At 73.7% G+C, this 26,643-nt stretch carries 27 protein-coding genes and 2 riboswitches; of the genes, 12 read left to right on the forward strand and 15 right to left on the reverse strand.

The window, feature by feature from the left end; genetic code table 11:
- Window positions 1-6: 6 nt before the first annotated feature.
- From H958_RS0116055 to H958_RS0116085, 7 genes are all read right to left on the reverse strand, one after another.
- Window positions 7-993 (reverse strand): NADH-quinone oxidoreductase subunit B family protein, encoded by a 987-nt coding sequence (locus tag H958_RS0116055; protein ID WP_081685974.1) that lies wholly within the window; start codon window positions 991-993, stop codon window positions 7-9.
- A gap of 52 nt (window positions 994-1,045) precedes the next feature.
- Window positions 1,046-1,405 (reverse strand): hydrogenase maturation nickel metallochaperone HypA/HybF, encoded by a 360-nt coding sequence (locus H958_RS0116060; RefSeq protein ID WP_028059417.1) that lies wholly within the window; start codon window positions 1,403-1,405, stop codon window positions 1,046-1,048.
- Complete coding sequence (gene hypE, locus H958_RS0116065) at window positions 1,405-2,466, reverse strand: hydrogenase expression/formation protein HypE (protein WP_231379265.1); 1,062 nt, start codon at window positions 2,464-2,466, stop codon at window positions 1,405-1,407. The genes H958_RS0116060 and hypE overlap by 1 nt, the downstream gene beginning before the upstream one ends.
- A complete protein-coding gene (gene hypD / locus H958_RS0116070; RefSeq protein WP_028059419.1) occupies window positions 2,463-3,578 on the reverse strand; it encodes a hydrogenase formation protein HypD in 1,116 nt (371 codons plus the stop codon). The genes hypE and hypD overlap by 4 nt, the downstream gene beginning before the upstream one ends.
- A complete protein-coding gene (locus tag H958_RS0116075; RefSeq protein ID WP_028059420.1) occupies window positions 3,575-3,787 on the reverse strand; it encodes a HypC/HybG/HupF family hydrogenase formation chaperone in 213 nt (70 codons plus the stop codon). The genes hypD and H958_RS0116075 overlap by 4 nt, the downstream gene beginning before the upstream one ends.
- On the reverse strand, window positions 3,784-4,050 hold the full coding sequence (locus tag H958_RS0116080; RefSeq protein ID WP_028059421.1) for a HypC/HybG/HupF family hydrogenase formation chaperone: 267 nt from the start codon (window positions 4,048-4,050) through the stop codon (window positions 3,784-3,786). The genes H958_RS0116075 and H958_RS0116080 overlap by 4 nt, the downstream gene beginning before the upstream one ends.
- Window positions 4,051-4,119: 69 nt before the next feature.
- Window positions 4,120-5,511 carry an FAD-binding oxidoreductase gene (locus H958_RS0116085; protein ID WP_051324353.1) on the reverse strand — a complete coding sequence of 464 codons (1,392 nt, stop codon included), beginning with the start codon at window positions 5,509-5,511 and terminating at the stop codon, window positions 4,120-4,122.
- Window positions 5,512-5,553: 42 nt separating this feature from the next.
- Between H958_RS0116085 and H958_RS0116090 the strand changes: the two genes are divergently transcribed.
- Both H958_RS0116090 and H958_RS0116095 read left to right on the forward strand, forming a co-directional pair.
- Window positions 5,554-6,135, forward strand: coding sequence for a hypothetical protein (locus H958_RS0116090; protein ID WP_028059423.1), 582 nt, complete (start codon window positions 5,554-5,556; stop codon window positions 6,133-6,135).
- Window positions 6,136-6,158: 23 nt separating this feature from the next.
- Window positions 6,159-6,611, forward strand: coding sequence for an NUDIX domain-containing protein (locus tag H958_RS0116095; RefSeq protein ID WP_028059424.1), 453 nt, complete (start codon window positions 6,159-6,161; stop codon window positions 6,609-6,611).
- A gap of 8 nt (window positions 6,612-6,619) precedes the next feature.
- Here the strand turns inward: H958_RS0116095 and H958_RS0116100 are convergent, their stop codons facing one another.
- Together H958_RS0116100 and H958_RS0116105 are read right to left on the reverse strand one after the other, a co-directional pair.
- Window positions 6,620-7,531 (reverse strand): alpha/beta hydrolase, encoded by a 912-nt coding sequence (locus H958_RS0116100; RefSeq protein WP_028059425.1) that lies wholly within the window; start codon window positions 7,529-7,531, stop codon window positions 6,620-6,622.
- A 13-nt stretch (window positions 7,532-7,544) separates the two neighbouring features.
- Window positions 7,545-8,906 carry a TrpB-like pyridoxal phosphate-dependent enzyme gene (locus H958_RS0116105; protein ID WP_028059426.1) on the reverse strand — a complete coding sequence of 454 codons (1,362 nt, stop codon included), beginning with the start codon at window positions 8,904-8,906 and terminating at the stop codon, window positions 7,545-7,547.
- Window positions 8,907-9,197: 291 nt separating this feature from the next.
- On the opposite strand from H958_RS0116105, the gene H958_RS0116110 reads away from it, so the two are divergent.
- From H958_RS0116110 to H958_RS0116120, 3 genes are read left to right on the forward strand one after another with little or no spacing between them, the layout of a single operon-like run.
- Window positions 9,198-9,914, forward strand: a complete 717-nt coding sequence (locus H958_RS0116110) for a DUF4097 family beta strand repeat-containing protein (protein WP_231379276.1) — start codon at window positions 9,198-9,200, stop codon at window positions 9,912-9,914.
- Window positions 9,911-11,461, forward strand: a complete 1,551-nt coding sequence (locus tag H958_RS43480) for a sensor histidine kinase (RefSeq protein WP_051324354.1) — start codon at window positions 9,911-9,913, stop codon at window positions 11,459-11,461. Before H958_RS0116110 ends, H958_RS43480 begins: the two co-directional genes overlap by 4 nt.
- A complete protein-coding gene (locus H958_RS0116120) occupies window positions 11,458-12,489 on the forward strand; it encodes a sugar ABC transporter substrate-binding protein (protein WP_028059428.1) in 1,032 nt (343 codons plus the stop codon). Before H958_RS43480 ends, H958_RS0116120 begins: the two co-directional genes overlap by 4 nt.
- On the opposite strand, the gene ybaK is transcribed toward H958_RS0116120, so the two are convergent.
- Together ybaK and H958_RS0116130 are read right to left on the reverse strand one after the other, a co-directional pair.
- Window positions 12,486-12,953 (reverse strand): Cys-tRNA(Pro) deacylase, encoded by a 468-nt coding sequence (gene ybaK, locus H958_RS0116125; RefSeq protein WP_028059429.1) that lies wholly within the window; start codon window positions 12,951-12,953, stop codon window positions 12,486-12,488. The two genes, H958_RS0116120 and ybaK, sit on opposite strands and share 4 nt — an antisense overlap.
- Before the next feature lie 52 nt (window positions 12,954-13,005).
- Window positions 13,006-14,202: an ROK family transcriptional regulator gene (locus H958_RS0116130; RefSeq protein ID WP_028059430.1), complete on the reverse strand. Its 1,197-nt coding sequence runs from the start codon at window positions 14,200-14,202 to the stop codon at window positions 13,006-13,008.
- Window positions 14,203-14,343: 141 nt separating this feature from the next.
- Between H958_RS0116130 and H958_RS0116135 the strand changes: the two genes are divergently transcribed.
- The 6 genes from H958_RS0116135 to H958_RS0116160 all read left to right on the forward strand — a co-directional run bounded on the left by H958_RS0116135 (window position 14,344) and on the right by H958_RS0116160 (window position 20,213).
- Complete coding sequence (locus tag H958_RS0116135; protein WP_051324355.1) at window positions 14,344-15,282, forward strand: carbohydrate kinase family protein; 939 nt, start codon at window positions 14,344-14,346, stop codon at window positions 15,280-15,282.
- Between the two features lie 91 nt (window positions 15,283-15,373).
- Window positions 15,374-16,165: a substrate-binding domain-containing protein gene (locus H958_RS37805; RefSeq protein ID WP_231379266.1), complete on the forward strand. Its 792-nt coding sequence runs from the start codon at window positions 15,374-15,376 to the stop codon at window positions 16,163-16,165.
- Entirely contained in the window at window positions 16,144-16,491 is a 348-nt protein-coding gene (locus H958_RS48215) for a substrate-binding domain-containing protein (protein ID WP_231379267.1), read from the forward strand. The genes H958_RS37805 and H958_RS48215 overlap by 22 nt, the downstream gene beginning before the upstream one ends.
- Before the next feature lie 5 nt (window positions 16,492-16,496).
- Window positions 16,497-17,234: an ATP-binding cassette domain-containing protein gene (locus H958_RS0116145; RefSeq protein ID WP_028059432.1), complete on the forward strand. Its 738-nt coding sequence runs from the start codon at window positions 16,497-16,499 to the stop codon at window positions 17,232-17,234.
- A 67-nt stretch (window positions 17,235-17,301) separates the two neighbouring features.
- Window positions 17,302-18,510 (forward strand): sugar ABC transporter permease, encoded by a 1,209-nt coding sequence (locus H958_RS0116150; protein WP_028059433.1) that lies wholly within the window; start codon window positions 17,302-17,304, stop codon window positions 18,508-18,510.
- A 221-nt stretch (window positions 18,511-18,731) separates the two neighbouring features.
- The gene (locus H958_RS0116160) at window positions 18,732-20,213 is read left to right on the forward strand and encodes a glutamate--cysteine ligase family protein (protein ID WP_028059434.1); all 1,482 of its coding nucleotides are present in this window, start codon (window positions 18,732-18,734) and stop codon (window positions 20,211-20,213) included.
- Between the two features lie 12 nt (window positions 20,214-20,225).
- Here H958_RS0116160 and H958_RS37810 read toward each other — a convergent pair whose 3' ends face one another.
- The 4 genes from H958_RS37810 to H958_RS48880 are packed head-to-tail and all read right to left on the reverse strand — an operon-like array spanning window position 20,226 to window position 24,145.
- On the reverse strand, window positions 20,226-20,534 hold the full coding sequence (locus H958_RS37810; protein WP_051324356.1) for a DUF2149 domain-containing protein: 309 nt from the start codon (window positions 20,532-20,534) through the stop codon (window positions 20,226-20,228).
- On the reverse strand, window positions 20,531-21,124 hold the full coding sequence (locus H958_RS37815; protein WP_051324357.1) for a MotA/TolQ/ExbB proton channel family protein: 594 nt from the start codon (window positions 21,122-21,124) through the stop codon (window positions 20,531-20,533). Before H958_RS37815 ends, H958_RS37810 begins: the two co-directional genes overlap by 4 nt.
- Window positions 21,121-22,680 (reverse strand): prenyltransferase/squalene oxidase repeat-containing protein, encoded by a 1,560-nt coding sequence (locus H958_RS0116175; protein ID WP_028059436.1) that lies wholly within the window; start codon window positions 22,678-22,680, stop codon window positions 21,121-21,123. Before H958_RS0116175 ends, H958_RS37815 begins: the two co-directional genes overlap by 4 nt.
- The gene (locus H958_RS48880) at window positions 22,664-24,145 is read right to left on the reverse strand and encodes a carboxypeptidase-like regulatory domain-containing protein (protein WP_051324358.1); all 1,482 of its coding nucleotides are present in this window, start codon (window positions 24,143-24,145) and stop codon (window positions 22,664-22,666) included. Before H958_RS48880 ends, H958_RS0116175 begins: the two co-directional genes overlap by 17 nt.
- Before the next feature lie 30 nt (window positions 24,146-24,175).
- A riboswitch (cobalamin riboswitch) is annotated at window positions 24,176-24,339 on the reverse strand.
- Between the two features lie 2 nt (window positions 24,340-24,341).
- Window positions 24,342-24,518, forward strand: a riboswitch (cobalamin riboswitch).
- Between the two features lie 76 nt (window positions 24,519-24,594).
- Here H958_RS48880 and H958_RS37825 point away from each other — a divergent pair.
- The gene (locus tag H958_RS37825; protein ID WP_051324359.1) at window positions 24,595-26,550 is read left to right on the forward strand and encodes a hypothetical protein; all 1,956 of its coding nucleotides are present in this window, start codon (window positions 24,595-24,597) and stop codon (window positions 26,548-26,550) included.
- Window positions 26,551-26,643: the final 93 nt, after the last annotated feature.

A 26,643-nucleotide genomic window follows, 5' to 3' on the forward strand; every position in this document is an offset into this window, starting at 1 on the left:
TCCTCTCTAGTTGCCCCAGCGCGGCTGGTAGCCGGTCGTGAGCTCTTCCCCGTCGTGGCGCCACTTGGGCTCCTTGTTGACCGTCCGGTTGGTCATCGACCGCAGCCGGCGGACGACCGCACCGTAGGAGCCGACCAGCGTCGACGACACGCCGCCGCCGGGCGGCGCGTCCATGAACGGCATGAACTTGTCGGGGAAGCCGGGCATCGTGCAGCCGATGCAGATGCCGCCGACGTTCGGGCAGCCGCCGATGCCGGCCATCCACCCGCGCTTGGGCACGTTGCAGTTGACCACCGGGCCCCAGCAGCCGACCTTCACGAGGCACTTGGGCGAGTTGTAGTCCTCCGCGAAGTCCCCCTGCTCGTAGTAGCCCGCGCGATCGCAGCCCTCGTGCACCGTCTTGCCGAACAGCCACTGGGGCCGCAGCTGCTCGTCGAGCGGGATCACCGGCGCAAGCCCGGCCGCCTGGTAGAGCAGCCACACGAGCGTCTCCATGAAGTTCTCCGGCTGGACCGGGCAGCCGGGGACGTTGACGATCGGCAGGTCGCCGGCGGAGCGGAAGTCCCAGCCGAGGTAGTCGGCGAGGCCCATGCAGCCGGTCGGGTTGCCGGCCATCGCGTGGATGCCGCCGTAGGTCGCGCAGGTGCCGATCGCGACGACGCCCCACGCCTTCGGGGCGAGCTGGTCGATCCACCAGTTGAGCGTCAGCGGCTCGCCGGTCGCCTCGTCGTTGCCGAACGACGTCCAGTAGCCGTCGCCGTTGATCCTCTCGTTCGGGATCGAGCCCTCGATCACGAGCACGAACGGCGCGTCGAGCTCGCCGCGCGCGGCGGCGCGGAACGGCGTCAGGAACTCCTCGCCGCCGAGCGTCGGGGAGAGCACCTTGTTGTGCAGGTGGACCTTCGGGATGCCGGGGATCGCGCCGAGCAGCACGTCCTCGATGCCCGGCTGGCCGGCGGCCGTGACAGAGACCGAGTCGCCGTCGCAGCTCATGCCCTCCGAGATCCAGAGGATGTGGACCTCTTCGACGGCGGGGGACTTCGGCTCAGTCGCCACGGCTCATCACTCCCATCTCTTCCAGCTCGAGGGAATCGACCAGCAGCTCCTCGCCCCTGAGGAGCTCGAGGTCTAGGCCTCCACAGCGCGCGCACGCCAGCGGGAACCCGTCCAGCTCGCTCTCGGCCCCGCAGCCGCGGCAGCGGCCGGCCGCGCGGACGTCCTCCAGCTCGAGCTCGGCGCCTTCGGCGGCCGTGCCCTGCGCCACCAGCTCGAACGCGAACGCCAGCGACTCGGGCACCACCTGCCGCAGGTGCCCGACCTTCAGCTCGACCTTGACCACGCGCCGGCCCGCCGCGTGCGCGCAGGCGATGCGCACGATCGAGTCGGCGATCGAGAGCTCGTGCATCAGCAGATCCGTGGGAGCGGGTCGCCGACGAGCTGATCCATCACGCGCTTGCCGCCGAAGCTCGTCTCCACGAGCACCATCCCCGGAGGCTCGGTCCGCACCTCGCCGACGTCGACGCCGTCCGGCATCGCCGCGAGTGCGGCCCCGGCGCCCTCCGGCGCCACGATCGCCACGAAGACGCCCTCGTTGGCGACGTGCATCGGGTCGATGCCGAGGAGCTCGCACGCGCCGGCGACCGCCGGCCGGACCGGCACGGCGGCCTCCCTGACCAGCATCGCCACGCCGGAGGCGCGCGCCAGCTCGTTGAGCACCGACGCGACGCCGCCCCGCGTGGCGTCGCGCATGCAACGCAGATGCGGGCCGGCGGCGCCGAGCAGCGCGTCCACGTCCGGCCACAGCGAGCGCGTGTCGGACTCGACCGCCGCGTCGAGCTCGAACTCGCCGCGCGCGAGCATGATCGCGGTCCCGTGCTCGCCGATCGCACCCGACAGCAGGACCCGGTCGCCGGGTCGCGCCGACGCGGGGGAGAGGGTGGCGCGCGGGTCGCGGCGCCCGATGCCGGTCGTCGTGACGTAGAGGCCGTCGGCGTGCCCGCGCTCGACGACCTTCGTGTCGCCCGCGACGATGGTGACGCATGCCTCGCGGGCGGCGGCGGCGATCGCCTCCACCTCCGCGGCCAGCGTCGCAGCGTCGAGCCCCTCCTCGAGGATCAGCGAGAGGCTGAGCGCGAGCGGCCGCGCGCCCGCGACCGCGAGGTCGTTGACGGTGCCGTTGACGGCGAGGTCGCCGATCGAGCCGCCGGGGAAGCGCAGTGGCTTGACGACGAAGGCGTCGGTGGTGATCGCGAGGTCGGTGTCGACGGCGCCGGCATCGTCGAGCGCCGTCATCCCGAAGGCCGGGGCGAGCAGGCCCTCGATCAACCGCGCCGTGGCCTTGCCGCCGGCGCCGTGGGCCATCGTGATGCGCTCGTCGCGGAACTTCGCGGGCTTCGACCGAGCGGTCTCGATGATGCCCAGGATGCGCGCCTCTCGCTGAGAAAGAGCGTTTGGGACGTTACTCACACCACCTCACGCTCCCGAGCGAACCGGCCGTAGTTGTAATAGGCGGCGCACGCGCCCTCGGACGACACCATGCACGTCCCGATCGGCCGCTCCGGCGTGCACGCGGTGCCGAAGACCTTGCACTCGAACGGCTTGATCACGCCCTTGAGCACCTCGCCGCACTGGCACGCCTTGGGATCGGCGACGCGGATGTTGGGCACCGGGAAGCGGTTCTCGGCGTCGAAGTCCGCGTAGGCCTCGCTCAGCTTCAGTCCGGAGTGGCTGATGAACCCGAGCCCGCGCCACTCGAAGTGCGGCCGCAGCTCGAACACCTCGGCCATCACCTCCAGCGCCCGCGCGTTGCCCTCGTAGGGCACCACGCGCGTGTACTGGTTCTCCACCTCGCAGCGGCCTTCGCGCAGCTGCGCGAGGATCATCCGCACCGCGTGCAGGATGTCCAGCGGCTCGAAGCCGGCGATGACGACCGGCTTGCCGTAGTCGGCGGGGATGAACTCGAACGGGCGCGCGCCGACGACCGTGCTCACGTGCCCCGGCCCGATGAAGCCGTCGAGCCGCAGGTCGGGCGACTCCAGCAGCGCCCGCAGCGGCGGCACGATCGTGACGTGGCTGCACGCGCAGGAGAAGTTCCGTAGGCCCTCGGCCTTGGCGCGCTTGAGCGTCAGCGCGGTCGACGGCGCCGTCGTCTCGAAGCCGATCGCGAAGAAGATCACCTCGCGGTCCGGGTTCGCGCGCGCGATCCGCAGCGCGTCCAGCGGCGAGTAGACCATCCGCACGTCGGCGCCCTCGGCCTTGGCGTCGAGCAGGCAGCCGTCGGAGCCGGGCACGCGCATCATGTCGCCGAAGCAGGTGAAGATCACGCCGGGCCGGCGCGCGAGCGCGATGCCGTCGTCGACGCGCCCCATCGGGATCACGCACACGGGGCAGCCCGGGCCGTGGACGAGCTCCACGTTCTCCGGCAGCAGGTCGTCGACGCCGTACTTGTAGATCGAGTGGGTGTGGCCGCCGCAGACCTCCATCACCTTGTAGTGGCGGCCCGGCTCGACCGCGGCGAGGATCTCGCCGGCGAGCGCACGGCCCAGCCCGGCGTCGCGGAACTCGTCGACGAACTTCACGCGACGGCCCTCAGGTTCACCAGCGCGACGCCGGCGTGCACGAGCACCTCGTCGCCGACCGCGGCGTCGACGAGCCCGACCTCCACCGTGTGGTGCTCGCCGTCGTCGTCGACGCACAGGGCGAGTGCGCGCGCCGCGTCGATCCGCAGCACGCGCATCGGGTCGCCGTCGTCACCGCACGTGATGCAGTGATCGGCGCCGCAGCTCATTCGATCACGCTCGCCTCGAGCTCCGAGAGCTCCTGCTCGTACGCGGCGCCCATCCGCTCGAGCAGCTCGCGCGTGGCCCTCGCCTCGTCCTCGTCGATCTGCGAGATCGCGAAGCCGACGTGGATCAGGACCCAGTCGCCGGGCCCGGCCTCATCGAGGAGGCCGATGTTCACCGTCCGGCGAACCCCCGCGACGTCCACCCTGGCGAGCCGGTTCGGCTCGTCGACGACCTCCATGATCTGGCCGGGGATGGCCAGGCACACGTCGACTGCTCTCCTCTCGGCCTCGGATGACCGCCGATACCGAGTTGTATCACTCCGGAGGGTGGTCCGTCAGGGGATGATCTTGCCCGGGTTGAAGAGGTTGTCGGGGTCGAGCGCGTGCTTGATCGCCCGCATCATCTCCAGCGCCGCAGGCCCGTGCTCGAGCTCGAGGAACGGCGCCTTGCCGTAGCCGACGCCGTGCTCGCCCGTGCATGTGCCGCCCAGATCGATCGCGCGGCGCACGAGCCGGTCGTTGAGCTCGACGGCGCGGCGCAGCTCGTCCGGATCGTCGGGGTCGACGAGGATCGCGAGGTGGAAGTTCCCGTCACCGACATGACCGACGATCGGGGCGATCAGCCCGGAGTCGTCGATGTCGCGCTTGGTCTCGGCGATGCACTCGGCGAGCTTGCTGATCGGCACGCAGGCGTCGGTCGTGAAGCCCCGCGCGCCAGGGCGCAGTGCCCGCGCGGCGTCGTAGGCGCCGTGGCGGGCGCGCCAGAGCCGGCGCCGCTCGCCCTCGTCGGACGCCCACGCGAAGTCGGGCCCGCCGTGCTCGGCGGCGATCTCGCGGACCTCCTCGGCCTGCGACTCGACCTCCTGCGGCGTGCCGTGGAACTCGAGGAAGAGCGTCGGCGCGACCGCGAGGTGCAGCTCGGCGTGGCGGTTGACGGCGTCGATCTGGACGTCGTCGAGCAGCTCGATGCGCGCGATCGGGATGCCGTGGGCGAGCACGGCGATCACGCAGTCGATGGCGCCCTCGAGCGTCTCGAACGCGCACGTCGCCGCGCTCATCGCCTCGGGCGTCGGCTGGAGGCGCAGCGTCGCCTCGATGATCAGTGCCAGCGTTCCCTCTGAGCCGATGAGCAGGCGCGTCAGGTCGTAGCCCGCCGACGACTTGCGCGCGCGCGAGCGGGTGACCACGACGTCGCCGTTCGCGTTGACGACCGTGAGCGAGAGGACGTTCTCGCGCATCGTCCCGTAACGGACGGAGGTCGTCCCCGAGGCGCCGGTGGCGATCATGCCGCCGAGGGTCGCGTCCGCGCCCGGGTCGACGGAGAAGAAGACGCCTTCAGGCCGCAGCCGCTCGTCGAGCTGCCGGCGCTTGACGCCGGCCTGGACGGTCACATCCATGTCCTCGACCGAGACGCGCAGGATCTTGTTCAGCTCGCGCATGTCGACCGAGATGCCGCCCTGCAGTGCCGCGATGTGGCCCTCGAGAGAGGTGCCGGCGCCGAACGGGACGATCGGGACGTGGTAGTCGCGACACGCCCGCACGATCGCGGCCGCGTCCTCGGTGTCGCGCGGGAGCACGACCGCGTCCGGCGTGGCGGGCGGATGCCAGGACTCGTCGGTGCCGTGCTGGCGAAGGACGTCGGTGCCGGTCAGCACGCGGTCGGCGCCCAGCTCCCGGGTCAGGTCCGCGACCGTGGCGCGGACGGCGTCCTCCTCGACCCGCAACATGGTCCCAACCCTAGTGCAAGCCTGTGGTGGTCAAGTGGGGAGATGTCGCTTTCGAGCCTCTTCGTGCTGGGCGCGGCGGCGGGCCTCACCGCGTGCGCGGCGCCATCGGACCAGGCCGCGGTGTCCGACGCGGGCCTGAACGCCTACGCGAGCGTCGCGCGCCGCGTGTACGCCGGCGAGCAGCGCGGGACGCCGGTGCACGCCTCGCTGCGGCGGATCTCGCGCGACGCCGCGGCGATGCGCGGAAACCGCGCCGAGCTGCTGCGCCAGCTGTTCCTGCCGCACTACCACGTCGTGCGGCTGCGGGTCGTGCGCGGCGGCCGCGTGGTCAATGACGTCGGCGGCCGGTTCGTCGTCGCCGGGCCGTCGCGGCGAGGGATGACGATCTCGATCCAGGATGCGATCGGCTACGTGAAGCTGGTGCACCGGCTGACGGGCGTGGGCATCGTCGTCCGCGGGCGCCCGGGCCACGTCGCCGCCTCTTCGCCCGCGCTGGCCAAGGCCTCGCTCCCGTCGAGCGGCGATGCGGCGGTCGCGGGCCGGCGGTACGCCGTGACGTCGTTCTCCGAGCCCGGCTTCGCGGGCGAGCGGCTGCGCGTCTGGATCGTCGGTCAGCCGGCATAGGCGCGGTCCGCGACACTTCCCGGATGGCCAAGCGCAGCGCCGGCATCCTCCTGCACCGCGACACCGGCGCCGGCGTCGAGGTCCTGCTCGTGCATCCGGGCGGCCCGTTCTGGGCCAAGAAGGACCTCGGCGCGTGGTCGATCCCGAAGGGCGAGCACGACGACGCCGAGGAGGCGCTCGCGTGCGCGCTGCGCGAGTTCGCCGAGGAGACCGGCACGGCGCTCTCGCCGGGCGAGCTGACCGACCTCGGCGCGATCCGCCAGCGCGGCGGAAAGACCGTGCAGGCCTGGGCGGCGGAGGGCGACCTCGACGCGGACGCGATCCGCTCGAACACGTTCACGGTCGAGTGGCCGCCCCGGTCAGGCCGGATGTGCGAGTACCCCGAGGTCGATCGCGCCGCCTGGTTCGCGCTGGACGAGGCGCGCGAGCGCATCAACCCGGCCCAGGCGGCGTTCCTCGACCGGCTCGCCGGCTGAGATCCCGCTCAGTGGTAGGCCAGCAGCTCCTGGAAGAGGTGCTGCACGAACCAGTCACGCGCCGCGCCGGAGGAGCGCTCGAAGTCCGCGACGTACGCGTCGAAGTGCCCGCCGGGCAGGAGCTCCAGCCGCTTGGGCTCGCGGGCCTGCTCGAACGCGCCGATCGCGAGGTCCGAGACCGTCAGGTGATCGCCCGCGGCGACGACCATCAGCAGTGGCGTCGGCGAGATCCACGGCAGGTAGGTCCCGGGCTCGTACTCCCAGAACATCTCCACGCTGCGCAGCGTGCACTCGTTCAGCCACGAAGGCGCGCGTTCCGCCCCGCTGGTGGTGAACCACTCATAGGAGTCGGCCGTCGGCAGCGCGCACGGCTCGCCCTCGGGGGCGACGACCGGCAGCATCGCCGGCGGCTCGCCGCGGTACCGCGCCTCGCGGTCGGCGTCGAACATCTCCCGCGTCGGCGCCAGCAGGTCGGCCCGCACCAGCCGGCGCGCGTTCTCGTGCCCGCTGATCAGCGGGACCTGCGCGACGACGCACTTCACGCGCCGGTCGATCGCGCCGACCACGAGCACATGCCCGCCGCTGTAGCTGGAGCCCCACACGCCGATGCGGTCGCGGTCGACCTCCGGGCGCGTGCCCGCGTAGGTGATCGCGTGCCGGTAGTCGCGCACCTGCGCCCATGGGTCGATCTCCTGTCGCGGCTCGCCGTCGCTCGCGCCCAGGCACCGGTTGTCGTAGACCAGCGCGCACATCCCCGCCTCGGCGAACACCTCCGCGAACGCGTCGAGGAAGAGCTCCTTCACGGCGGAGTAGCCATGCGACATCACCACCGTGGGCGCCGGGCCGTGCGCACCGTCGGGCACGTACAACCACCCCCTCAGGGTCGTTCCCTCGGCGTCGAGCTCGATGTCGTGCCGCATGGCTCGCCTCCTCTCAGGCGATCGCCGGGATGTTCTCGGGCAGCCGGTCCAGCGCCGCCTGCATCTCCTCCTCGGAGAAGTCGGGGTCCTCCAGCTCGCCGGCCAGGAACGCGTCGTAGGCCGCGAGGTCGAAGTTGCCGTGGCCGCAGAGCCCGAACAGGATCGTGCGCTCCTCACCGGCCTGCTTGGCGGCCTCGGCCTCCTCGATCACGGCGCGGATCGCGTGCGCCGGCTCGGGCGCCGGGATGATGCCCTCGGTCCGCGCGAAGCGCACGGCGGCCTCGAAGGTCTCGTTCTGGCGGTACGCGCGCGCTTCGACCATGCCCGCCTTCACCAGCCCGCAGAGCATCGGCGCGTCGCCGTGGTAGCGCAGGCCGCCGGCGTGGACGGGCGGCGGGACGAAGTCGTGGCCGAGCGTGTACATCGGCATCAGCGGCGTCAGCCCGGCCGTGTCGCCGTAGTCGTACGCGTACACGCCGCGCGTGAGCGTCGGGCACGCGGCCGGCTCGGCCGCGACGTAGCGGATCGAGTTCTCGCCGCGCAGCGTCCCGCGCAGGAACGGGAACGTCAGCCCGCCGAAGTTCGAGCCGCCGCCGACGCAGCCGACGATCACGTCCGGGAACGCCTCCGCCAGCTCGAGCTGCGCGATCGCCTCTTGCCCGATCACCGTCTGGTGCAGCAGGACGTGATTGAGCACCGAGCCGAGCGCGTAGTTGCACTCCGGGTCCTTGGCCGCGACCTCGACGGCCTCGGAGATCGCGATCCCGAGCGAGCCGGTGGTGTGCGCGGCCTGCGCCCGGCCCGAGCCGGTCAGGTCGGAGGGCGAGCGGTGCACCGTCGCGCCCCAGGTCTGCATCATCGAGCGCCGGTACGGCTTCTGGTCGTAGCTCGAGCCGACCATGAAGACCTCGCACTCAAGCCCGAACAGCGCGCAGGCGAACGCGAGCGAGGAGCCCCACTGCCCGGCGCCGGTCTCCGTCGCCAGCTTCTTGATCCCGGCCTGCGCGTTCTCGTACGCCTGCGGCACGGCCGTGTTGGGCTTGTGCGAGCCGGCCGGCGAGACGCCTTCGTACTTGTAGAAGATCTTGGCCGGCGTATCGAGCGCCGCCTCCAGCCGGCGCGCCCGGTAGAGCGGAGTCGGGCGCCAGAGCCGGTACGCGTCGCGCACGGCGTCGGGGATCGCGATCTCCGGCTCGGGCGAGACCTCCTGGAGGATCAGCCCCATCGGGAAGATCGGCGTCAGGTCGTCCGGGCCCGCGGGTTGCCCGGTCTGCGGGTTGAGCGGGGGCAGCGGCTCGCCCGGGAGGTCTCCCAGCAGGTTGACCCAGTGCGTCGGGATGGCGTCCTCGCCGAGCACATACTTGGTCTGGCTCATGGCGCGATCCTACGCCCGTCAGGCCATCGTGCGACCGTTTAAAAGGAACCGCCGCGCTGGTCAGGCGCGGCGGCTCAAAGGCTTCAGATCGGCGAGCGTCGGGGAGGAGGAGGGAGCGCCCTGGGATCTGAGCGAGGAGAGAAGTCGGCCCTTCCGTGGGCCCCGTCTAGTCCGTGATTGGGGAACGAGAGGAATAGTTCCACTCAGGCGGCGGGGCGCCATTACGGCAGGCCCGTGAACGTTGGTGTGGTCACCCGTACCCCGTTGCCGTTTACGCTGCGCGTGGTGACGATGAAGACGGCGCGCCGGGTCTCGGCATGGTGGTGGCTGGTCGCCGCGTGTGCCGTGACCCTGGTCGTCGTCGCCGTCGGGACGGCGATCTGGTGGGCCGCCTCGCGCGAGACGCGCACGACGTCCTACCGCGTGCTCGGCGACCTCTCCGGCATCCGGCTCGACCTCGGGGCCGCCGACGTCGAGATCGACGGGGGCGGCGGCGCCGTCGAGGTCCGGCGCGTGGACCGCTTCGCGTTCGGCCACCCCGCGGCCGAGCGCCGCTCGGTGGAGGCAGGACGCCTGGAGATCGTCTCCCGCTGCCCGCGCCAGGTGCTCGGCGACTGCCGCGCGAGCTACCGCGTGAGCGTGCCGGACAACGTCGCCGTCGAGGTGACGACCTCCAGCGGCGCGGTCCGCCTGGAGGGCGTGCGCGCGTCGGTCCAGGTCCAGACGCGCTCAGGCGGCGTCGCCGCCGGCGGCTTCTGCGGCTTCTCGCTGCGCGCCATTACCGAGGCCGGCGACGTCAGCGCCGCCGCCGACTGCTCGACCGAGCGGCTCGAGCTGCGCTCGCGCAGCGGCGACGTGCGCGCCGTCGTGCCGACCGGCCGCTACCGCGTCGACGCCGAGTCCGACGCGGGCCGCCGCCGCGTGCGCGGCGTCACCGCGGACGACGACGCGCCCTACCAGGTGCAGGCGCTGAGCACGACCGGCAACGTCACGGTGGAGGGCGCGTGACCGAGGTCGCGGTGGCGGTCGACACGACGACCCGCGGCCCGGCATCGGGCCGCTTCGGCATCGCCCGCCACCTGCGCGCCGCATGGCGCGCGCTCGTCTACCTCGTCGTCGGTCTCGGGCAGGGGATCACGTACCTGCTGCTGATCGGCGGCGGGCTGCTCGTGGGCCTCGCGCTGTCGCCGCTGTGGCGCGCGCCGCTCGACGGCGTCACCGGCCTGGTCTGGCGCTTCGCCGAGAGCGAGCGCCGCCAGGCCAACCGGATGCTCGCCACGCACCTTCCGGCGCTCCACGCCGAGGCGCGCGGGCGCGAGCTCTGGCGCGCGGTCGCGATGCTGCTGCTCAAGCTGCCGCTCGCGGTCGCGGGCCTCGCGGTCGCCGCAGCGCCGGTGCTGCTGGCGGCCGCCCTGCTCGTGCTCGGGCTCTCCGGCCTGACCGGCGGCGGCGAAGACCGGCTCGTCGGCCCGTGGGAGCTCGGGCCGGGCCTGGGCATCGTCCTCTGCCTGCTCGCGGCTCCCGCCGCCATCGTCGCGCTCGCCGTGCTGGAGGGCGACGGCGCACTCGCCCGGCTGCTCGCCGGGCGCCTTCTGCGCTCCCGCATGCCGGAAGGCGGGCCCGTGCGGGAGCTGCTGGCCGAGCGCCTCGGCGATCGCTCGCTCAACATCGCCTACTGGCTCCCGCAGCGCGAGATCTTCGTCGACGACCGCGGCCGTCCGGTGACGCTCCCGGAGCCCGGCTCCGGCCGCGCGTGGACCGCCGTCGAGCACGAGGGCACGCGCGTCGCCGCGATCGTCCACGACGCCGAGCTCGACGCCTCGCCCGAGCTCGTGTCCGCCGCCGCCGCGGCCGCCGCGCTGGCGATCGACAACGAGCGCCTGAAGGCGGAGCTGCGGGCGCGCGTGGAGGAGCTGCGTCTGTCGCGCGTGCGGATCGTCGAGGCGGCCGACGACGCGCGCCGGCGGATCGAGCGCGACCTGCACGACGGCGCCCAGCAGCAGCTCGTCAGCCTCGCGCTCGACCTGCGGATGCTCAAGGCGCGGCTCTCCGACAGCGGCCTGCAGTCGACCGTCGACCAGCTCGGGGACAAGCTCGCCGAGGCGCTCGCGGAGCTGCGCGAGTTCGCGCGCGGGATCCACCCAGCGATCCTGTCCGACCGCGGGCTCGGGCCGGCCGTCGAGGCGCTCGCGGACCGCGCGCCGCTGGAGGTCGAGCACGACGTCGCGCTGACCGAGCGGCTGCCCGCCGCCGTCGAGGCGGCGGCCTACTTCGTGATCGCCGAGGGGCTCACCAACGTCGTGCGCTACGCCGGCACGACGCGCGCGAGCGTCTTCGTCGAGCGCGACGGCGGCGAGGTGCACGTGGTCGTCGCCGACGACGGCATCGGCGGCGCGACGATCGAGGGCGGGACCGGCCTGCGCGGGCTGATCGACCGCCTGGCCGTGCTCGACGGCGAGCTGATGCTCGACAGTCCGCCGGGCGCCGGGACGCGACTGGAGGCCCGGATCCCGATCGATCCGGGCTCGCTCGCGGCTGAGGTGGCGGCGCAATGATCCGCGCGCTGCTCGCGCTCGCCGCGCTGCTCGCCCTTGCCGGCTGCGGCAGGACGACGAGCGTGCGCGAGCCGGACCTCGTCGTGCGCGGCGACCAGGCGGTCGCGGCGCGCCCGTCGCCCGACCAGCCGTCGCGCGGACTGCGCATCACCTCGACCCGCATCGCCGTGATCACGCACGGCCAGGCCTCCGACCCGATCTGGGCGGTCGTCAAGCGCGGGATCGAGGACGCGGGCCGCAGCCAGAACGTCGCGGTCTCCTACCGCGCGCCGGACACCTACGACATCGAGCGCATGCGCGAGCTGGTCGAGGAGGCGATCGCCGACCGGCCCGACGGGCTCGTCGTCTCGCTGCCCGACGCGAGCGCGCTCGGCTCGGCGATCCGCGACGCCGAGCGGGCGGGCATCCCCGTCGTGACGATCAACTCGGGCAGCGACGAGTTCAAGCAGCTCGGGGTGGAGATCCACGTCGGGCAGCCGGAGTACGAGGCGGGCGTCAAAGCGGGCGAGCGGATGGCGGCCGCGGGCGTGCGGCACGCGCTGTGCGTCAACCACGAGAGCGGCAACGACGGCCTGTCGGAGCGCTGCCTGGGCTTCGCCAAGGGGCTCGCCGGCCGCGGCGGGACCTCGGACACGCTGGCGATCGACCTCCAGGACACGATGGACGCGCAGCGCGCGATCGCGCAGGCGCTCTCCGGCGGCGACGTCGACGGGATCATGACCCTCGGCGCGGCGGCCGCCGCTCCCGCGCTCGCGGCGCTGCGCGCGAGCGGCTTCGAGCGCCGCGTCAAGCTCGCGACCTTCGACCTCTCCAACGACGTCCTGCGGGCGATCGAGGAGAAGCGGCTGCTGTTCGCGATCGACCAGCAGCCCTATCTCGAGGGCTACCTGCCGATCGTGCTGCTCGCCGAGCGCGCGCGCCACGGGATCTTCCCCCAGGCGGGAGGACTGATCCCGACCGGCCCGCGCTTCGTCACGAGCGCGAACGTCGCCGAGGCGATCCGCCTCAGCCGCCAAGGCGTGCGCTAACGGGCGATCGCGGCGGTCCTCGCGCGCGTGAGGCGCCGCAGGTCCTCCGGGGCCAGCTCGATCTCGAGCCCGCGCCGGCCGCCGCTGACGAAGACGGTGGGATGCGCGAGCGCGGACTCGTCGATCACCGTCGCGAGCGCCTTCTTCTGCCCGAGCGGGCTGATGCCGCCGGCGACGTATCCGGTCGCGCGCTCGGCGTCGGCGACCTTGGCCATCTCGGCGCGCTTGCCGCCGGCCGCGGCCGCGAGCGCCTTCAGATCGAGCTGGCGCGCGACGGGCACGATCGCGACGTGCAGGCGCCCGTCGACCTGGGCGACGAGCGTCTTGAAGACGCGGGCGGGATCGAGGCCGAGCGCCTCGGCCGCCTCGACGCCGTAGGACTCGGCCTTCGGGTCGTGCTCGTACGCGTGCGTGCGCGCCTCGAGGCCTGCGCGCTTGAGTGCGACGGTCGCGGGGGTGCTCATGTGCGGCTACGAGCGTAGGGCTCGTGGCGCGCCCCGGGATCGCGGTGCCGGACTAGCCGGCCGCGGGCGCGCGGCGCTCGCGGCTGAACAGCCGGTCTCGCGCCTCGCGCAGCGCCATCGCCAGCGCGCCCTCGAGCGCGGCGCGCTCGGCCAGGATGCTCGTCTCGATCCGCATCGGCAACGGCAGCAGGCGCCCGACGGTCGCCCGCACGGCCGGCAGCAGGTCCGGCGAGCCGCCGATGCGCCCGCCGAGCACGACCAGCTCGGGATCGATCACCGCGCAGACCGTCGCGATGGCCAGTCCGATGCGCTGCGCGGCGCTCTCCAGCACGCCGGACGCCACCTCGTCGCCGTCGCGCGCGGCCTCGACGACCTCGCGCGCGGAGGCGGCCTCGCCGCCGGCGGCGGTGTAAGCGGCGAGGATGCCGCCGGCGGCGATCTCGTCCTCCAGGCCGCCCAGCCGGCGGTGGTGCGCGTCGAACGGGTCGCGCGCGAGCGGCAGGTAGCCGATCTCCCCGGCCGCGCCGTGGAAGCCGCGGAAGAGGTCGTTCTCGATCACGAGGCCCATGCCGACGCCGGCGCCGATCGAGACGAACACGAACGTCGAGGCGCCGCCCGCGAGACCGTGCCACTTCTCGCCGACGGCGGCCATGTTGACGTCGTTGTCGACCAGGACCGGGACGCCGAAGCGGCTCTCGAGCGTCGCCAGCGAGTCGAACTCGCCGGTCGCGCTCAGATGCCAGGCGAGCGACGTCACGCGCCGCGTGGCGGGGTCCACGACGCCTGGCGTCGAGACGCCCATGGCGAGCAGCTCGCGGTGCGAGGCCGCGAGCTCGCGATCGATCTGGCGCACGGTGGCGGTGATCTGCTCCTCGACGGCGCGCGGCCCGCCCGTCGCGGTCTCCAGCTCCAGCTCGCGCAGCTTCTCGCCGTAGATGTCGACCGCCGCCACGCGCACGCGCGTCGATCCGATGTCGATGCCGACGACGAAGCCGGCGGCGGAGTTGACGGTGAACGCGAGCGGCGTGCGCCCGCGCCGCCCCGGGCGCTCGCCGGCGGGCTGCACGAGGTGCGCGTCGACCAGGCGGTCCACGACGGCGGACACCGTCGGCTTGGAGATGTGCGTCCGCTCGGCGATCTCGGGGCGCGTGATCGGCCCCTCGCGGAAGATCGTCTCGAGGATCGCCTGCTCGCTCAGCTCGCGAAGCAGGTTGGGGCGCGGGCTCTCCCCGCTCAGCGAATCCCGCAAATTCCCGCGCATCTAGGACAACAAGCCTACCTAAGCCGCCGGTCTTGACCAACCGGATCCGAGCCGGTAGCTTGGCAATTCGTTAGGAAAGGTACCTAAAAGGATGCGGAGAGGGGCGGAGGGAACACGTACGTGCACGCCGTGACGGTCATCGGCTGCGTCCAGGTCGACCTGGTGCTGACGCCGGTGGACGCGCTGCCGCCCGCGGGGGCGAGCGCGTTCGTCGACGAGATGAGCCTGCGCGTCGGCGGGGCGGGCGCCAACACGGCGCTGGCGCTGGCCGAGGTCGGGGTGGCGCCGCGCCTCGTGGGCGCCGTCGGCGACGATCACTTCGGCCGCTGGATCCTCGACCGCCTGGGGGAGTTCGACCTCGCCGACGACATCTACGTCGACCCGGCCCAGCCGACGGGCCTGACGGTCGCCGCCGAGGCGCCGCACCGCGAGCGCGCCTTCCTCACCTACCTCGGCGTGACCGGCACGGCCGGCGAGACGATCGTGCCGCCCGAGAGCCTGGCCGCCGAGCACGTGCTGCTATGCGACTACTTCTGCTCCCCCTCGCTGCGGGGGGAGCCCACGCGCCGCCTGCTCGCCGCGGCGCGCGAGCGCGGCGCGCGCACCTACTTCGACACCGCCTGGGATCCGGAGGGGTTCCCCCAGGCCGCGCGCGCCGAGCTGGACTCGATCCTGCCGCTGGTCGACGTCTTCCTTCCCAATGAGGCGGAGGCCTGCGCGCTGGCCGGAGTGGACGCGGTCCCGCGGGCCGGCCGGGCGCTCCAGCGGCGGTCGGGCGGCTGGGTCGTGATCAAGCTCGGCGCCGAGGGCTGCATCGCCTTCGGCCCAGGCGGGGGCCGGCTGACGAGCCCGGCGCCGGTCGTGGAGCCGAGGGACACGACCGGCGCCGGCGACGCCTTCAACGCGGGACTGCTGGCGGCGCTCGCCTCGGGCCGCGACTGGTCCGACGCCCTCGCAGCCGCGACAGGGCTCGCCTCGAGCCTCGTCGCGCGGCCGTCCAATCACCGCCACGCGGCGGCCAGCCCGGCCGCGCTCGGAGCCGAATTCGGAAAGGAGGCTGCCGAGTAGGGGCGCCGCTCCTACTTGGTATGGCTCTTGACCGACCGGCATTCGGAAAGTACCTTTACTTGAACTGGAGAGAGAGGAAAGGGGAACCTCGATGGGGATTCAGCGGAGGGGCTCGCTCGCGCTGATCGCGGTCTCGCTGGCCTGCGCCGTGGCCGCGTGCGGCAGTGATGACGACGGCTCCGGCACTGCCTCCGGCGGAGGAGCCAAGTCGTCGGGCGAGAAGAGCGGCACGATCGCGCTGCTGTTGCCCGAGACGAAGACGACGCGCTACGAGGAGCAGGACAAGCCGCGCTTCGAGGCCAAGGTCAAGGAGCTCTGCCCGGACTGCAAGATCATCTACTCGAACGCCAATCAGGACGCGTCGCGGCAGCAGCAGCAGGCGGAGGCCGCGATCACCAACGGCGCGAAGGTGCTCGTGCTCGACGCGGTCGACGCCGACGCCGCGCAGGCGACGGTGAACCGGGCCAAGCAGTCGAAGATCCCGGTGATCGCGTATGACCGCCTGATCTCGGGCGCGCCGATCGACTACTACGTGTCCTTCGACAACGTGAAGGTCGGCAAGATCCAGGCGCAGAGCCTGCTCGACAAGCTCGGCTCGGCCGGCGGCAAGCAGATCGTGATGCTCAACGGCTCGCCCACCGACCCCAGCTCCGGCGATTACAAGAAGGGCGCGCACGAGGTGCTGGACTCCTCGGGCGTGAAGATCGCGCGCGAGTACGACACGCCCGACTGGAGCCCGGACAAGGCCCAGCAGGAGACCGAGCAGGCGATCACCGCGATCGGCAAGGACAAGATCGCGGGCGTCTACTCCGCCAACGACGGCATGGTCGGCGGCGCGATCGCCGCGATGAAGTCGGCCGGATGGACGTCAAGAGCGTCGTGACCACCGGCCAGGACTCCGAGGTCGCGGCGATCCAGCGGATTCTCACCGACGAGCAGTACATGACGATCTACCTCGCGATCAAGAAGCAGGCCGAGTCGGCCGCCGAGCTCGCGGTCGACCTCGTGCGCGGCACCAAGCCCCAGGCCAGCCTGGTGAACTCCTCGGTCGACAACGGCGCGGGCGACGTCCCCACGGTGCTGCTGGACCCGACGCCGGTCACCAAGGACAACATCAAGGACACGATCATCGCGGACGAGTTCCACTCCGCGGCCGACATCTGCACGAGCAAGTACGCGAGCGCCTGCGCCGACGCGGGGATCCAGTGACGCCACTGCTGACCGTCACCGGCGCCTCCAAGCGCTACGGCGCGGTGGAGGCGCTGCGCGACGTCGACATCACGGTCGACGCCGGGGAGGTGGTCGCCCTCGCGGGTGACAACGGGGCGGGCAAGTCCACGCTCATCAAGGCGATCTCCGGCGTCGCGCCCGCCGACGAGGCGACGATCGCGTTCGAGGGGCGCGAGGTGCACATCCGCTCCCCGCACGACGCGTCCGACCTCGGGATCGCCGTCGTGTACCAGGACCTCGCGCTATGCGACAACCTCGACGTCGTGGCCAACCTCTACCTCGGGACGGAGGCGCGCGAGGGCGGCCTGAGGTTCATGGACGAGATCGCGATGGAGGGCAAGGCGAGCGAGCTGCTGCACTCGCTGTCGGTCAGGCTGCCGAGCGTGCGCGCGGAGGTCGGGACGCTCTCCGGCGGCCAGCGCCAGTCGGTCGCGATCTCGCGCGCGCTGCTCGGCGAGCCGAAGCTCGTCGTCCTCGACGAGCCGACCGCGGCGCTGGGCGTGTCGCAGACGGCGCAGGTGCTCGAGCTGGTCAAGCGGCTGCGCTCGCGCGGGCTGGGCGTGCTGATCGTCTCGCACAACCTCGCGGACGTGTTCGAGGTCGCCGACCGGATCGTCGTGCTGCGGCTCGGCCGCAACGCGGGCGAGTTCCCGGGCGACCCGGCGCGGCACGCGGACGTGGTCGGGGCGATCACGGGCGCGACGGTGGCGGTGGCCGGATGAGCATCCGCGAAGCGATGCTCGAAGCGAACGCCGGCCGGTCCCTCGCCGAGATCGGCGGTGCTCGCCGGTGAGCGCTCCGGCGACGACCGAGCGTGCGGCGGGCCTCGAGGTCAGCCCGCGCGCCGTGCTGCGGCGGCTCTCGCAGGGCGAGGCCGGGTCGCTGCGGGTGCTGATCACGCTGGCGATCATCTGGGCGATCTTCGCGATCGCGCACGACCGCTTCCTGACGCCGGTCAACCTGACCAACCTGGCGCTCCAGAGCGTCGCGGTGGGAACCGTGTCCGTCGGCGTGGTGCTCGTCCTGCTGCTTGGTGAGATCGACCTCTCGGTTGGCGCCGTGAGCGGCCTGTCGGCAGCGGTCACCGCGAGCCTGTCGGTGAAGGCCGGCTGGGGCGCCGTGCCGGCGCTGGCCGCCGGGCTCGCGGTCGGCGTCGCGATCGGCGCCTTCCAGGGCACGGTGGCGACGCGGCTGGCGATCCCGACCTTCGTGGTGACCCTCGCGGGCCTGCTGACCTGGCAGGGGGCGCAGCTGCGCGTGCTCGGCTCGACCGGCACGCTGAACGTGACCGACTCCACGATCACCGGCCTCACCTCGACCTTCTTCTCCGATCTCGTCGGCTGGCTGCTTGCTGTTGTGGGGGTCTCCGCTCTCGTCGCGTCGGCGCTTCGGCACCGGCGTCGACGGGAGCGGTCGGGGCTCGCGGCGGAGCCGCTGCTCGCGCTCGGCCTGCGAGTCGGCTGCGCGGCGGCGGCCGTGATCGTCGCGGTGGCGGTGCTGAACGCCGACCGCGGCGTGCCGCTGGCGCTGCTGATCCTCGTCGTGCTCGTGCTCGTGATGAACACGGTGCTGCTGCGGACGCCGTTCGGCCGCCACATCTACGCCATCGGCGGCAACGCCGAGGCCGCCCGGCGCGCCGGCATCCGCGTCGCGCGGATCCGCACGCTCGTGTTCGTGATCGCCTCGCTGATGGCGTCGGCGGGCGGGATCATGGCCGCGTCGCGCCTGCTCGCGGTCAACCAGTCCTCGGGCGGCGGGGACCTGCTCCTGATGTCGATCGCCGGGCCCGTGGTGGCCGGCGTGAGCCTGTTCGGCGGCCGCGGCTCGGTGTGGGGCGCGCTGCTGGGCGCGTTGGTGATCGTGTCGATCTCCAACGGGATGGACCTGCTCGCGTGGGACACCTCGGTGAAGTTCATGGTCACCGGCGGCGTGCTGCTCGCCGCGGTGGCGTCTGACGCCGTGACCCGGTCGCGCCGCCAGTCGGCCGGCCGGGCGTAAACACAGCCGGTCCACGCTGCTGCGCGTCGGGGGGGCGAACACGACGGTCAACCCGGGGACGCTGACCTTGACGGTCGGCAACGCCGGCGACGCGACGGACGGCGGCACGGTGACGGTGAGCGACGCGCTGCCGTATTCGACGACGCTCACCTGGACGTGGTCCACCACGACACCCTGACGCTGTGAGACACTGCGGCTCTCCGTACCGGGGAGCCGCAGTCATGGGCGACGAGGTCGCCGCGACCGTATTCACGCGCGAGGATCGCCAGCGCTACCGCGACAAGGTCAAGCGCAACCTCGACGTGTTCGCGCGGATGCTGCGCGAAGCGCGCTTCGATGCCGACAAGCGCTCGATCGGGCTGGAGATCGAGCTCAACCTCACCGAGGAGACGGGCGATCCCGCGCTCGCCAACACGCACGTGCTCGAGCTGATCGCCGACGAGGACTTCCAGACCGAGCTGGGACAGTTCAACGTCGAGATCAACATCCCGCCGCGGCACCTGGTGGACGGCGTGTTCAGCGACCTCGAGGAGTGCGTGCGCGCCGATCTCAACAACGCCGAGGCGGCGGCTCGCCAGGCCCACGTGCGGCTGCTGATGATCGGCATCCTGCCGACGCTGACGCCGGAGCTGCTCAACCGCGAGGCGCTGTCGGCCAACCCGCGCTACGCGCTGCTGAACGAGCAGATCTTCGCCGCGCGCGGCGAGGACCTGCACATCGCGATCGAGCACCTGGAGCGGCTGGCGGTGTACGCCGACTCGATCGCGCCCGAGGCGGCGTGCACCAGCGTCCAGCTCCACCAGCTGGTCGATCCGGCGGCGTTCGGGCCGCACTGGAACGCGGCGCAGGCGATCGCCGGGTTCCAGCTCGCGGTCGGCGCGAACTCGCCGTTCTTCTTCCAGCGCGAGCTGTGGCGCGAGACGCGGATCGCGCTGTTCGAGCAGGCGACCGACACGCGCCCGGAGGAGCTCAAGGCGCAGGGCGTGCGCCCGCGCGTCTGGTTCGGCGAGCGCTGGATCACCTCGATCTTCGACCTCTTCGAGGAGAACGTGCGCTACTTCCCGTCGCTGCTGCCGGTGTGCGAGGACGAGGATCCGATGGCGGTGCTCGAGTCCGGCGGCGCGCCGCGGCTGCAGGAGCTGCGGCTGCACAACGGGACGATCTACCGCTGGAACCGGCCGGTGTACGACGTCGTGCGCGGGCGCCCGCATCTGCGCGTCGAGAACCGCGTGCTGCCCGCGGGCCCGACGGTCGTCGACACCCTCGCCAACGCCGCCTTCTACTACGGCCTCGTCCGGGTGCTCGTCGACGACGAGCGGCCCGTGTGGACGCAGATGTCGTTCGCGGCGGCCGCGGACAACTTCCACGCGGGCGCCCGGCACGGGCTCGACGCGCGGATGTACTGGCCCGGCGTGGGCGAGGCGCCGGCGGCGGAGCTGGTGCTGCGCAAGCTGCTGCCGATGGCGCGCGAAGGGCTCGCGCGCTGGGGCGTGGACGCCGCCGACGCCGACCGGCTGCTCGGGATCGTCGAGCGGCGCTGCGTGACGGGCGTCAACGGCGCCGCCTGGCAGGCGGCGGCGTTCCACCGGCTCTACGAGCGGCTCGACCGGGCGGACGCGCTGCGCGAGATGGCGGTCCTATACCGCGAGCACATGCACTCCAACGAGCCGGTCCACACCTGGCCAACGCCTCAGAGTCTCTGAGGCTCTTCAGGTTCAGGGGCCGATGGGGCGGCGGGTCCCGTTGGGACCGACGAGGACGAGGCGGCCGTCGGCGAGCTGGTAGACCGTCCCGACGGCTTGTCCCCGGCCGCTGGCCGTGGGGCCCTGCGGCGTGGCGGTGGGGGCGGGGGGGCGCGGCTCGACGCGGCCGGACTTCGGGTCGCGCGTGAGACCGAGGCCTGCCACGAGGAACGCGATCGCGAGCACGATCCCGATGTCGAACAGGTTGACGAGGCCGTCGAGCGGGTCGCCAGCGTCTTCGCCGGACAGCCGGCCGTGGCGACCGAGCCCGGTGCGCCTCATGCGCCCGCCGCCCGCTCGAGCGCGGCGAGGTCCTCGGTGTAGAGGCGCGTCCGCGTGAGCGTGAGCGCGTAGGCGACGGTGCCGACGAGCAGGCCGATCACGGTCGCGCCGAACGCGCTGCGGAGGTCCTCGGCGAGCGCGGGGACGTCGCCGCGGCCGAGCGCGGCGAGGCCGGGCGCGAGCGGGATCAGCGTCCCCATGAGGCCGATCGCCGGACCCGCGCGGACGAGGATCCGCGTGCGGTCGAGCCGCCGCTGGACGGCGAGCTCGAAGTCGGCCAGCGCGTGCTCGGCGGCGGTGCGGTCGGCCGCCGACACGGCTCGCGCGACGCGCGCGGCGGCGGCGCCCGCGGCGCGCGTGGGCGCCTGGCCGCATAGCGGCTCGATCAGCCGCGGCTCCGCGATCCCGCGGGCGAGGATGCCGGCGAGCGCGCCGCGGCCGAGGCGAGCCCGCCGCCAGGCCTCGCCGGCGAAGCGCCCGAGCTCGAGCGCGCACGCGAGGAGGGCGAGAAGCGCGCCGATCATGACCGGGACGTGGAGGGCGGCGGCGATGCGGGCGAGCGCTTCGCCGAGGTCGAAGGCGCCGATCACGCGCGGGCCCCGCGGGGACGGAGCTCGACCGTGGCGCCGGCGAGGGCGGCGCAGCCGAGCGCGATCGCGATCGCGAGCGCGGCGGCGTCGCCCGCTCCGCCCGCGCCGGCGGCTCGCAGGCCCGGCGCCGCGGGGAGGGCGTGTGGCGCCGCCTTGCCGTTCGTGTCGACGAGCGTGCCGGTGACGGTCGCGTAACCGCCCGGCCCGCCCGGCCCGCCCGGTCCGGCGCCGTCGCCGGCGAGGCGCGTGCCGCGTGCCGCGCGCGTGGGCGTCGCGGTCGTGGCGCGGCGGGGCGGGGCGGGCGTCGCCGTGGCCGTGGCGAGGGGCACCGGTGTCGGCGCAGCCGGTGCGCGGCGCGCGCGGCGCGGATCGAGCTCGCGCGCGCCGCCCGCCGTCCGCCCGCGGCTCTGCGGCCGCGGCCGGCTGAACAGCGGCGCGCCCTCGCCGCCGCCGCCCGCGATCACGCCGCCGCTCTGCCGCCCGCCGAGGCCGCCCTGGCCCTCGCCGGCGGCCGGCGCTCCCGCCGGCGTCGCGGAGACCGTCGGGACCGGCTCGGGCGGCTTGGAGCGCGGCGCGGGCGACGGCGGGTTCGCCTGCCCGGCGAACGCCGGCGCGACCTGGGCGGTCATCCACAGCCGGTTGGAGTCGTCGCCGTCCATGTACCGGACCGAGCCGTCCGGCTGCTGCATGTGGGCCATGTAGTCGAGCGGGTCGCCGCCGGCGCGCTCCCACGTCCGCGGATCGATCCCGGCCGACCACATCGCCTGCACCGCCCACGCCGTCGAGGCGACGTTGGACGCCTTGACCCACGACGCCTGCGGAAAGCCGCCGTCGTCGTTCTGGAGCGAGCGCAGGTAGTCGAACCCGCGCCGTTCGGCCTCGGTCCCGCGCCGTCCGGCGGCGTCGAGCGCCTGGATCACGGCGCCGGTCATGTCGACGCCGACCGTCGCGCCTCCCGGCGTGTGGCCCCAGCCGCCGGTCTTGGGGTCCTGCACCGAGAGCAGCCAGTCCACCGCGCCGGGGATCGCGGCCTGCGCGGCGGGATCGGGGACGCGGCACAGGGAGAGCACCGCGAACGCGGTGTCGTTGACGCCGCCGGCCGTGCCGCCCGCGTCGTGCGGGAAGGAGCCGTCGGGCAGGCGGCGCTCGAGGATGCGCGCCACCAGGTCCGTCCCGCCGAAGTCGTGCGGCGGCGTGCCCGCGGCGATCGCGACGAGCAGCACGCGCTCCCAGTCGGTCGTGACCGACAGGCCGGCGGTCTCTTCAGCGAGGTAGGCGTACGCGTCGGTCCCGCCGGGCTTCGCCTGGTCCTGCGGGTTGATCCCCGCCGCGGCCAGCGCGTACGCGACCCACGCGCTGAAGTCGGCGTCCGACGGAGCGCCGACCGCCGAGCCGAAGCCGCCGTCGGGGTTCTGGGCGTTCTGGAGGTAGCGGACGGTCGCGTCGAGCCGGTCGCGGTTCTGCGCGTCGGGCGGCGCCGCCGCGGCCAGGCCGCAGAGCGCCGCGAAGAGCAGGACCGCGGCCGCCGCCGCGACGACGTCAGGGCGCCACCGCAACGCCGTCCACTCCCAGGCGCCCGGCGAGCACGCGCAGCTCGACGCGCCCGGCCGCCCGGCGGACGCCGGTGATCGTGCGGGTCGAGCCCGAGACGCGGTATGTACGCGACCCGAGCTTCACGCGCGTGCCCGCGCGCGAGGCGCGGACGCGGACGACCGGACGGCCGCCGGACAGCCGCACCGCGAGTGCGGCGCCACGGGCGCCGAATGAGAGCGTGCCGCGCCAGGCACGCGCCGACGACGCGTGGCGCCACGCGTGCCCCAGCCCGAGCGAGCGGTCGTCGAGCGGGACGAGCACCCGGCCGGCCGCGACGGTGGAGACGCGGCCGAGGACGTCGGTCGCGGTGAAGCGCAGGTCGTAGCCGCGGCCGGCAGGGAGGGGGAGACGCGCGGAGGATTTGCCGGCGCCGCCGGTGGCGCGCGTCGTCCACGTCTTCGTGCGCGCCGGCGCGGACTCGAGCGTCCAGCCGCGCAGCCCCGGGCCCGGATCGGCGATCTGCCACCGGACCTCGACCAGGCCGCGACGGTCGCCCGCCGTGGTGATCCGGGGCGCGGAGATGCGCAGCGGCGGCGCGGCGACGGGCTCCGGCGTCGCCGCGACCGCGACCGGCGTCGGCTCCGGCGAAGGCGACGGCGCCGGGGTCGGCGACGGCGCGGGGGTCGCCGACGGCGTCGGCGTCGCAACCGCCCGGACCAGCGTGTCGGCCGGCGCGGGGCCGCACTGGGCGACGCACACGTCGAGGCGGTTCGAGCGCACGAATCCGTCGCCTGCGGCCTTGATCCGATGCCAGCCGGCGGCGGCGAAGCTGAGCGTGGCCGTTCCGTCCGCGCCGGTCGTCGCGGCGTCGGTCGAGCCCGTGAGCACCGTCTGATCACCGGCCGCGTCGGTGCTCACCGGCGCGACGATCGCGCCCTGCACCGGCGTGCCGTCCGTGTCCTTGACGGTCACCGTGAACGGCGCGCCGGCGCCCGCCGCCGGCGGCCCGCTCAGCTTCAGGAACGGCCGCCCGCTGAAGGCGTCGTAGGCCCACAGCACGCGGTCGCCGTCCGCGACCCGGGACTGGCAGCCGCCGACCGTGGTGAAGACGTCGTCGACGAGAATGCCCCACCAGGCGTAGGCGTCGTCGTTCTCCGCGTCGGGGCCGAAGCGCGTGAGGAAGTAGTCGTCGAGGCCCGGATACCAGTCGGCGTCGAAGTCGCGCCCGGTGATCGTCATCGCGTCGACGCTCGCCGCCGTGGCCGTCGGGCCGGGTTCCGGGTTCGCGCCGTTGTTGGTGCCGTCGCAGTGATGGGCGGCCGTGTCCGACGCCGCGCGGACCGCGTGGCCGTCGGTCCGCACCGGGCCCTCGAACAGCGTGCGCGTCGCGCCCTCGATGCGGACGTCGACGACGGCCGGAGCCGCGACCGCCGGGGCCGCGGCCCCGAAGAAGAGCGCGACGGTCGTCGCGCGGATGATCCACCGCAAGATGCCTTGGCCCCTTTCCGCGAGGGCGTCCGACGTTGTGGACCGGAGGCAGGTCTCCTGGCTCCCGAGCTTCCCTTCCGCGCCTTCCCGAGCAGGACTCAGTGACGTGATGCGGAGGGCGTTCCTCGGTCACAGTGGCGGGCCCGCGCCGGCTTCTCACCGGACTTCCCTTGACCACCGGTCCCTTTCGGCCGCGGACTCTAGTACCTTCCCCGGCCCCACGGCGTCGGGGAACCCGGTGCGAGGCCGGGGCTGACGCGCAGCGGTATGGGTGACGAACGGGTCGCAGGTCCACTGAGCCGGCTCGGCTCGGGAAGGAGGCCCCGGAGGTTGAGCCCGAGCCCGAACACCCTGCCGTGGGACGTCATCCGTCTCGCGTCTAGGCGGCCGGCCCGGCCGCCGCTGCCATGCGCCGGCGCGTGTCGCCGCCTCCCGAAGGGAGCATCGACATGCACCGACTCAGAACCGCCCTCGCGGCAGGCATCGCCGCCGCCTGTCTCGCAGCACCGGCCCAGGCGGCCCCGCCCGGGCAGGTCCAGGCCGCGATCGCCAACGGCACGGCTTGGCTCCGGTCCAAGCAGGACGTCGCCACCGGCAACATCCCCGGCTACGGCGGCGACTGGTCGCTCTCCGCGCTCGCCGCCGCCGGCATCGACGCCAAGGACGTCCACGGCGCCGGCGGGCCGTCCGCCCAGGACTTCTTCAACACGACCTGGACCAGCGACGCCTGGATCGCGCCGACCGACGCCGCGACGTTCAAGAACGCCTCCGGCTACGTCGCGACCGACTTCGCCCGCGTCCTGCTCGCCGCCCACGCGGCCGGCCTGCAGCCGACGCGGCTGAGCGCGAGCTCGAACCTCGTCGCCCAGCTCGCGGGCCTCTACCAGCCGGGCGGCTACTACGGCAGCCCGAATCTGATCAACGGCCAGATCTTCTCGGTCCTCGCGCTCGCCCGCACCCACGTGCCGCGGTCGCTGCTCGCCCAGGGCGCGCAGGCGATCCGCGCGAACGCGCACAATGACGGCGGCTGGACGTTCGGCCCCGGCATCACGCCCGCGCAGAAGGCGAGCGCGAGCGACGTCGACATGACCGGCGCGGCGATCGCGGCCCTGTGCGACACGGGTGTGACGCCGGCCGATCCCGCGGTCGCCGCCGGCCTCGCGTTCCTGAAGGGCAAGCTGGACCCCGCGACGGGCGGCTTCAACGCGATCTTCGGCAAGAACGCGGACTCCAACTCGTGGGTCGTCTCCGGCCTCAACGCCTGCGGGATCGATCCCCAGTCGGCCGACTGGACGACCGCGCAGGGCAAGACGCCGGTGGACTTCCTGCTCTCGCTGCAGCGCGCGAACGGCTCGTTCAAGTACACGACCACCGAGTCCGAGGGCGCGAACCCGAACCTCTACGCGAGCCAGGATGCGGTCCGAGCGCTGGCGGGCGAGAGCTTCAGCGCCGAGCCGCTCAGCGTGCGCCCGGCGCCGGCGGTGGCGGACGGGACGAGCGTGCCCGTCGCGCTCGCGATCGACGACGGCCACGGCGGCGTCTCGTTCTGCCGCACCACCGCGCCCGCCGGCGCGCCGCTCACCGCCGTCCTCGCGGCCGCGAAGGCGTCGTCGATGCCCGCGGGCTGCGTGACGGAGCTGACGGTCAGCGCCGGCCGCGTGACGAGCCTGAACGGCAAGACGCCCGACGATCCCGCCGGCGGCTGGCTCGCCTCGCTCGACGGCGGCGCGGAGAAGCTCGCCGCCGGGCAGCCGGTGCCGTTCGGCGACGTGGCGGCGCTGCGGCTCCAGCACACGCCGCTGCCGCAGGGGACGCTGGCGGGCGAGGACGCCGGCTTCGGCAACCAGGCGGTCGGGACGATCGGCGCCGCCCGCGCCGTGACGTTCACCGCGAGCGAGTACCCGGTCCGCGGCGCGCACGCGATCGCCGGCGGGGACGACTTCCTGATCGCCTCCGACGGCTGTGCGGCCGTGGTGGAGCCCGGCGCGAGCTGCACGGTCCGGGTCCGGTTCGCGCCGGGCGAGAGCGGCCCGCGCGCTGGGACGCTGACGGTGCTCGGCGAGACGGTCGCGCTGACCGGCACGGGCACGGCGACGCCGGCCGCGCCGGGCGGGGTGAAGGGCGACGCCGGCGCGCCGGGAGCCGCGGGCGCGAACGGGGCGCCCGGTCCCGCCGGCCCGGCCGGCCCGCGCGGTCGCGCTGCGAAGGTCAGCTGCAAGATCACGGGCAAGGCGCGCCGCAAGGTCACGTGCACGGTGAGCGCCAAGGGCAGCGCGCGGCTGACGCGCCACGGGCACACGTACGCGCGCGGGACGGCGCACGCGCTGCGGGCGGCGAAGGCGCTCCCGCGCGGCCGCTACACGCTGCGCGCGGGCGGCGCGGCGATCGCGATCACGCTGCGCTGAGCCGACGCGACGCGGGCCGCGGGAGACCGCGGCCCGCGTGCCGGCGGCGACCCCGGCGATCCTCGTGGGGCGCCGCCGGCGGCGATCCGTCCG

The sequence above is a fragment of the Candidatus Solirubrobacter pratensis genome (genome assembly GCF_000425945.1).
GTDB classification, from domain to species: domain Bacteria; phylum Actinomycetota; class Thermoleophilia; order Solirubrobacterales; family Solirubrobacteraceae; genus Solirubrobacter; species Solirubrobacter pratensis.

Excerpts from the sequence above, each read along its gene's own strand:
- H958_RS0116055 (WP_081685974.1), bottom strand. The coding sequence starts at position 993 with ATGAGCTGCGACGGCGACTCGGTCTCTGTCACGGCCGCCGGCCAGCCG.
- H958_RS0116060 (WP_028059417.1), bottom strand. The coding sequence starts at position 1,405 with ATGCACGAGCTCTCGATCGCCGACTCGATCGTGCGCATCGCCTGCGCG.
- H958_RS0116075 (WP_028059420.1), bottom strand. The coding sequence starts at position 3,787 with ATGAGCTGCGGCGCCGATCACTGCATCACGTGCGGTGACGACGGCGAC.
- H958_RS0116085 (WP_051324353.1), bottom strand. The coding sequence starts at position 5,511 with ATGTTGCGGGTCGAGGAGGACGCCGTCCGCGCCACGGTCGCGGACCTG.
- H958_RS0116090 (WP_028059423.1), top strand. The coding sequence starts at position 5,554 with ATGTCGCTTTCGAGCCTCTTCGTGCTGGGCGCGGCGGCGGGCCTCACC.
- H958_RS0116095 (WP_028059424.1), top strand. The coding sequence starts at position 6,159 with ATGGCCAAGCGCAGCGCCGGCATCCTCCTGCACCGCGACACCGGCGCC.
- H958_RS0116100 (WP_028059425.1), bottom strand. The coding sequence starts at position 7,531 with ATGCGGCACGACATCGAGCTCGACGCCGAGGGAACGACCCTGAGGGGG.
- H958_RS0116105 (WP_028059426.1), bottom strand. The coding sequence starts at position 8,906 with ATGAGCCAGACCAAGTATGTGCTCGGCGAGGACGCCATCCCGACGCAC.
- H958_RS0116110 (WP_231379276.1), top strand. The coding sequence starts at position 9,198 with ATGAAGACGGCGCGCCGGGTCTCGGCATGGTGGTGGCTGGTCGCCGCG.
- H958_RS0116120 (WP_028059428.1), top strand. The coding sequence starts at position 11,458 with ATGATCCGCGCGCTGCTCGCGCTCGCCGCGCTGCTCGCCCTTGCCGGC.
- ybaK (WP_028059429.1), bottom strand. The coding sequence starts at position 12,953 with ATGAGCACCCCCGCGACCGTCGCACTCAAGCGCGCAGGCCTCGAGGCG.
- H958_RS37805 (WP_231379266.1), top strand. The coding sequence starts at position 15,374 with ATGGGGATTCAGCGGAGGGGCTCGCTCGCGCTGATCGCGGTCTCGCTG.
- H958_RS48215 (WP_231379267.1), top strand. The coding sequence starts at position 16,144 with ATGGACGTCAAGAGCGTCGTGACCACCGGCCAGGACTCCGAGGTCGCG.
- H958_RS0116160 (WP_028059434.1), top strand. The coding sequence starts at position 18,732 with ATGGGCGACGAGGTCGCCGCGACCGTATTCACGCGCGAGGATCGCCAG.
- H958_RS37810 (WP_051324356.1), bottom strand. The coding sequence starts at position 20,534 with ATGAGGCGCACCGGGCTCGGTCGCCACGGCCGGCTGTCCGGCGAAGAC.
- H958_RS37825 (WP_051324359.1), top strand. The coding sequence starts at position 24,595 with ATGCACCGACTCAGAACCGCCCTCGCGGCAGGCATCGCCGCCGCCTGT.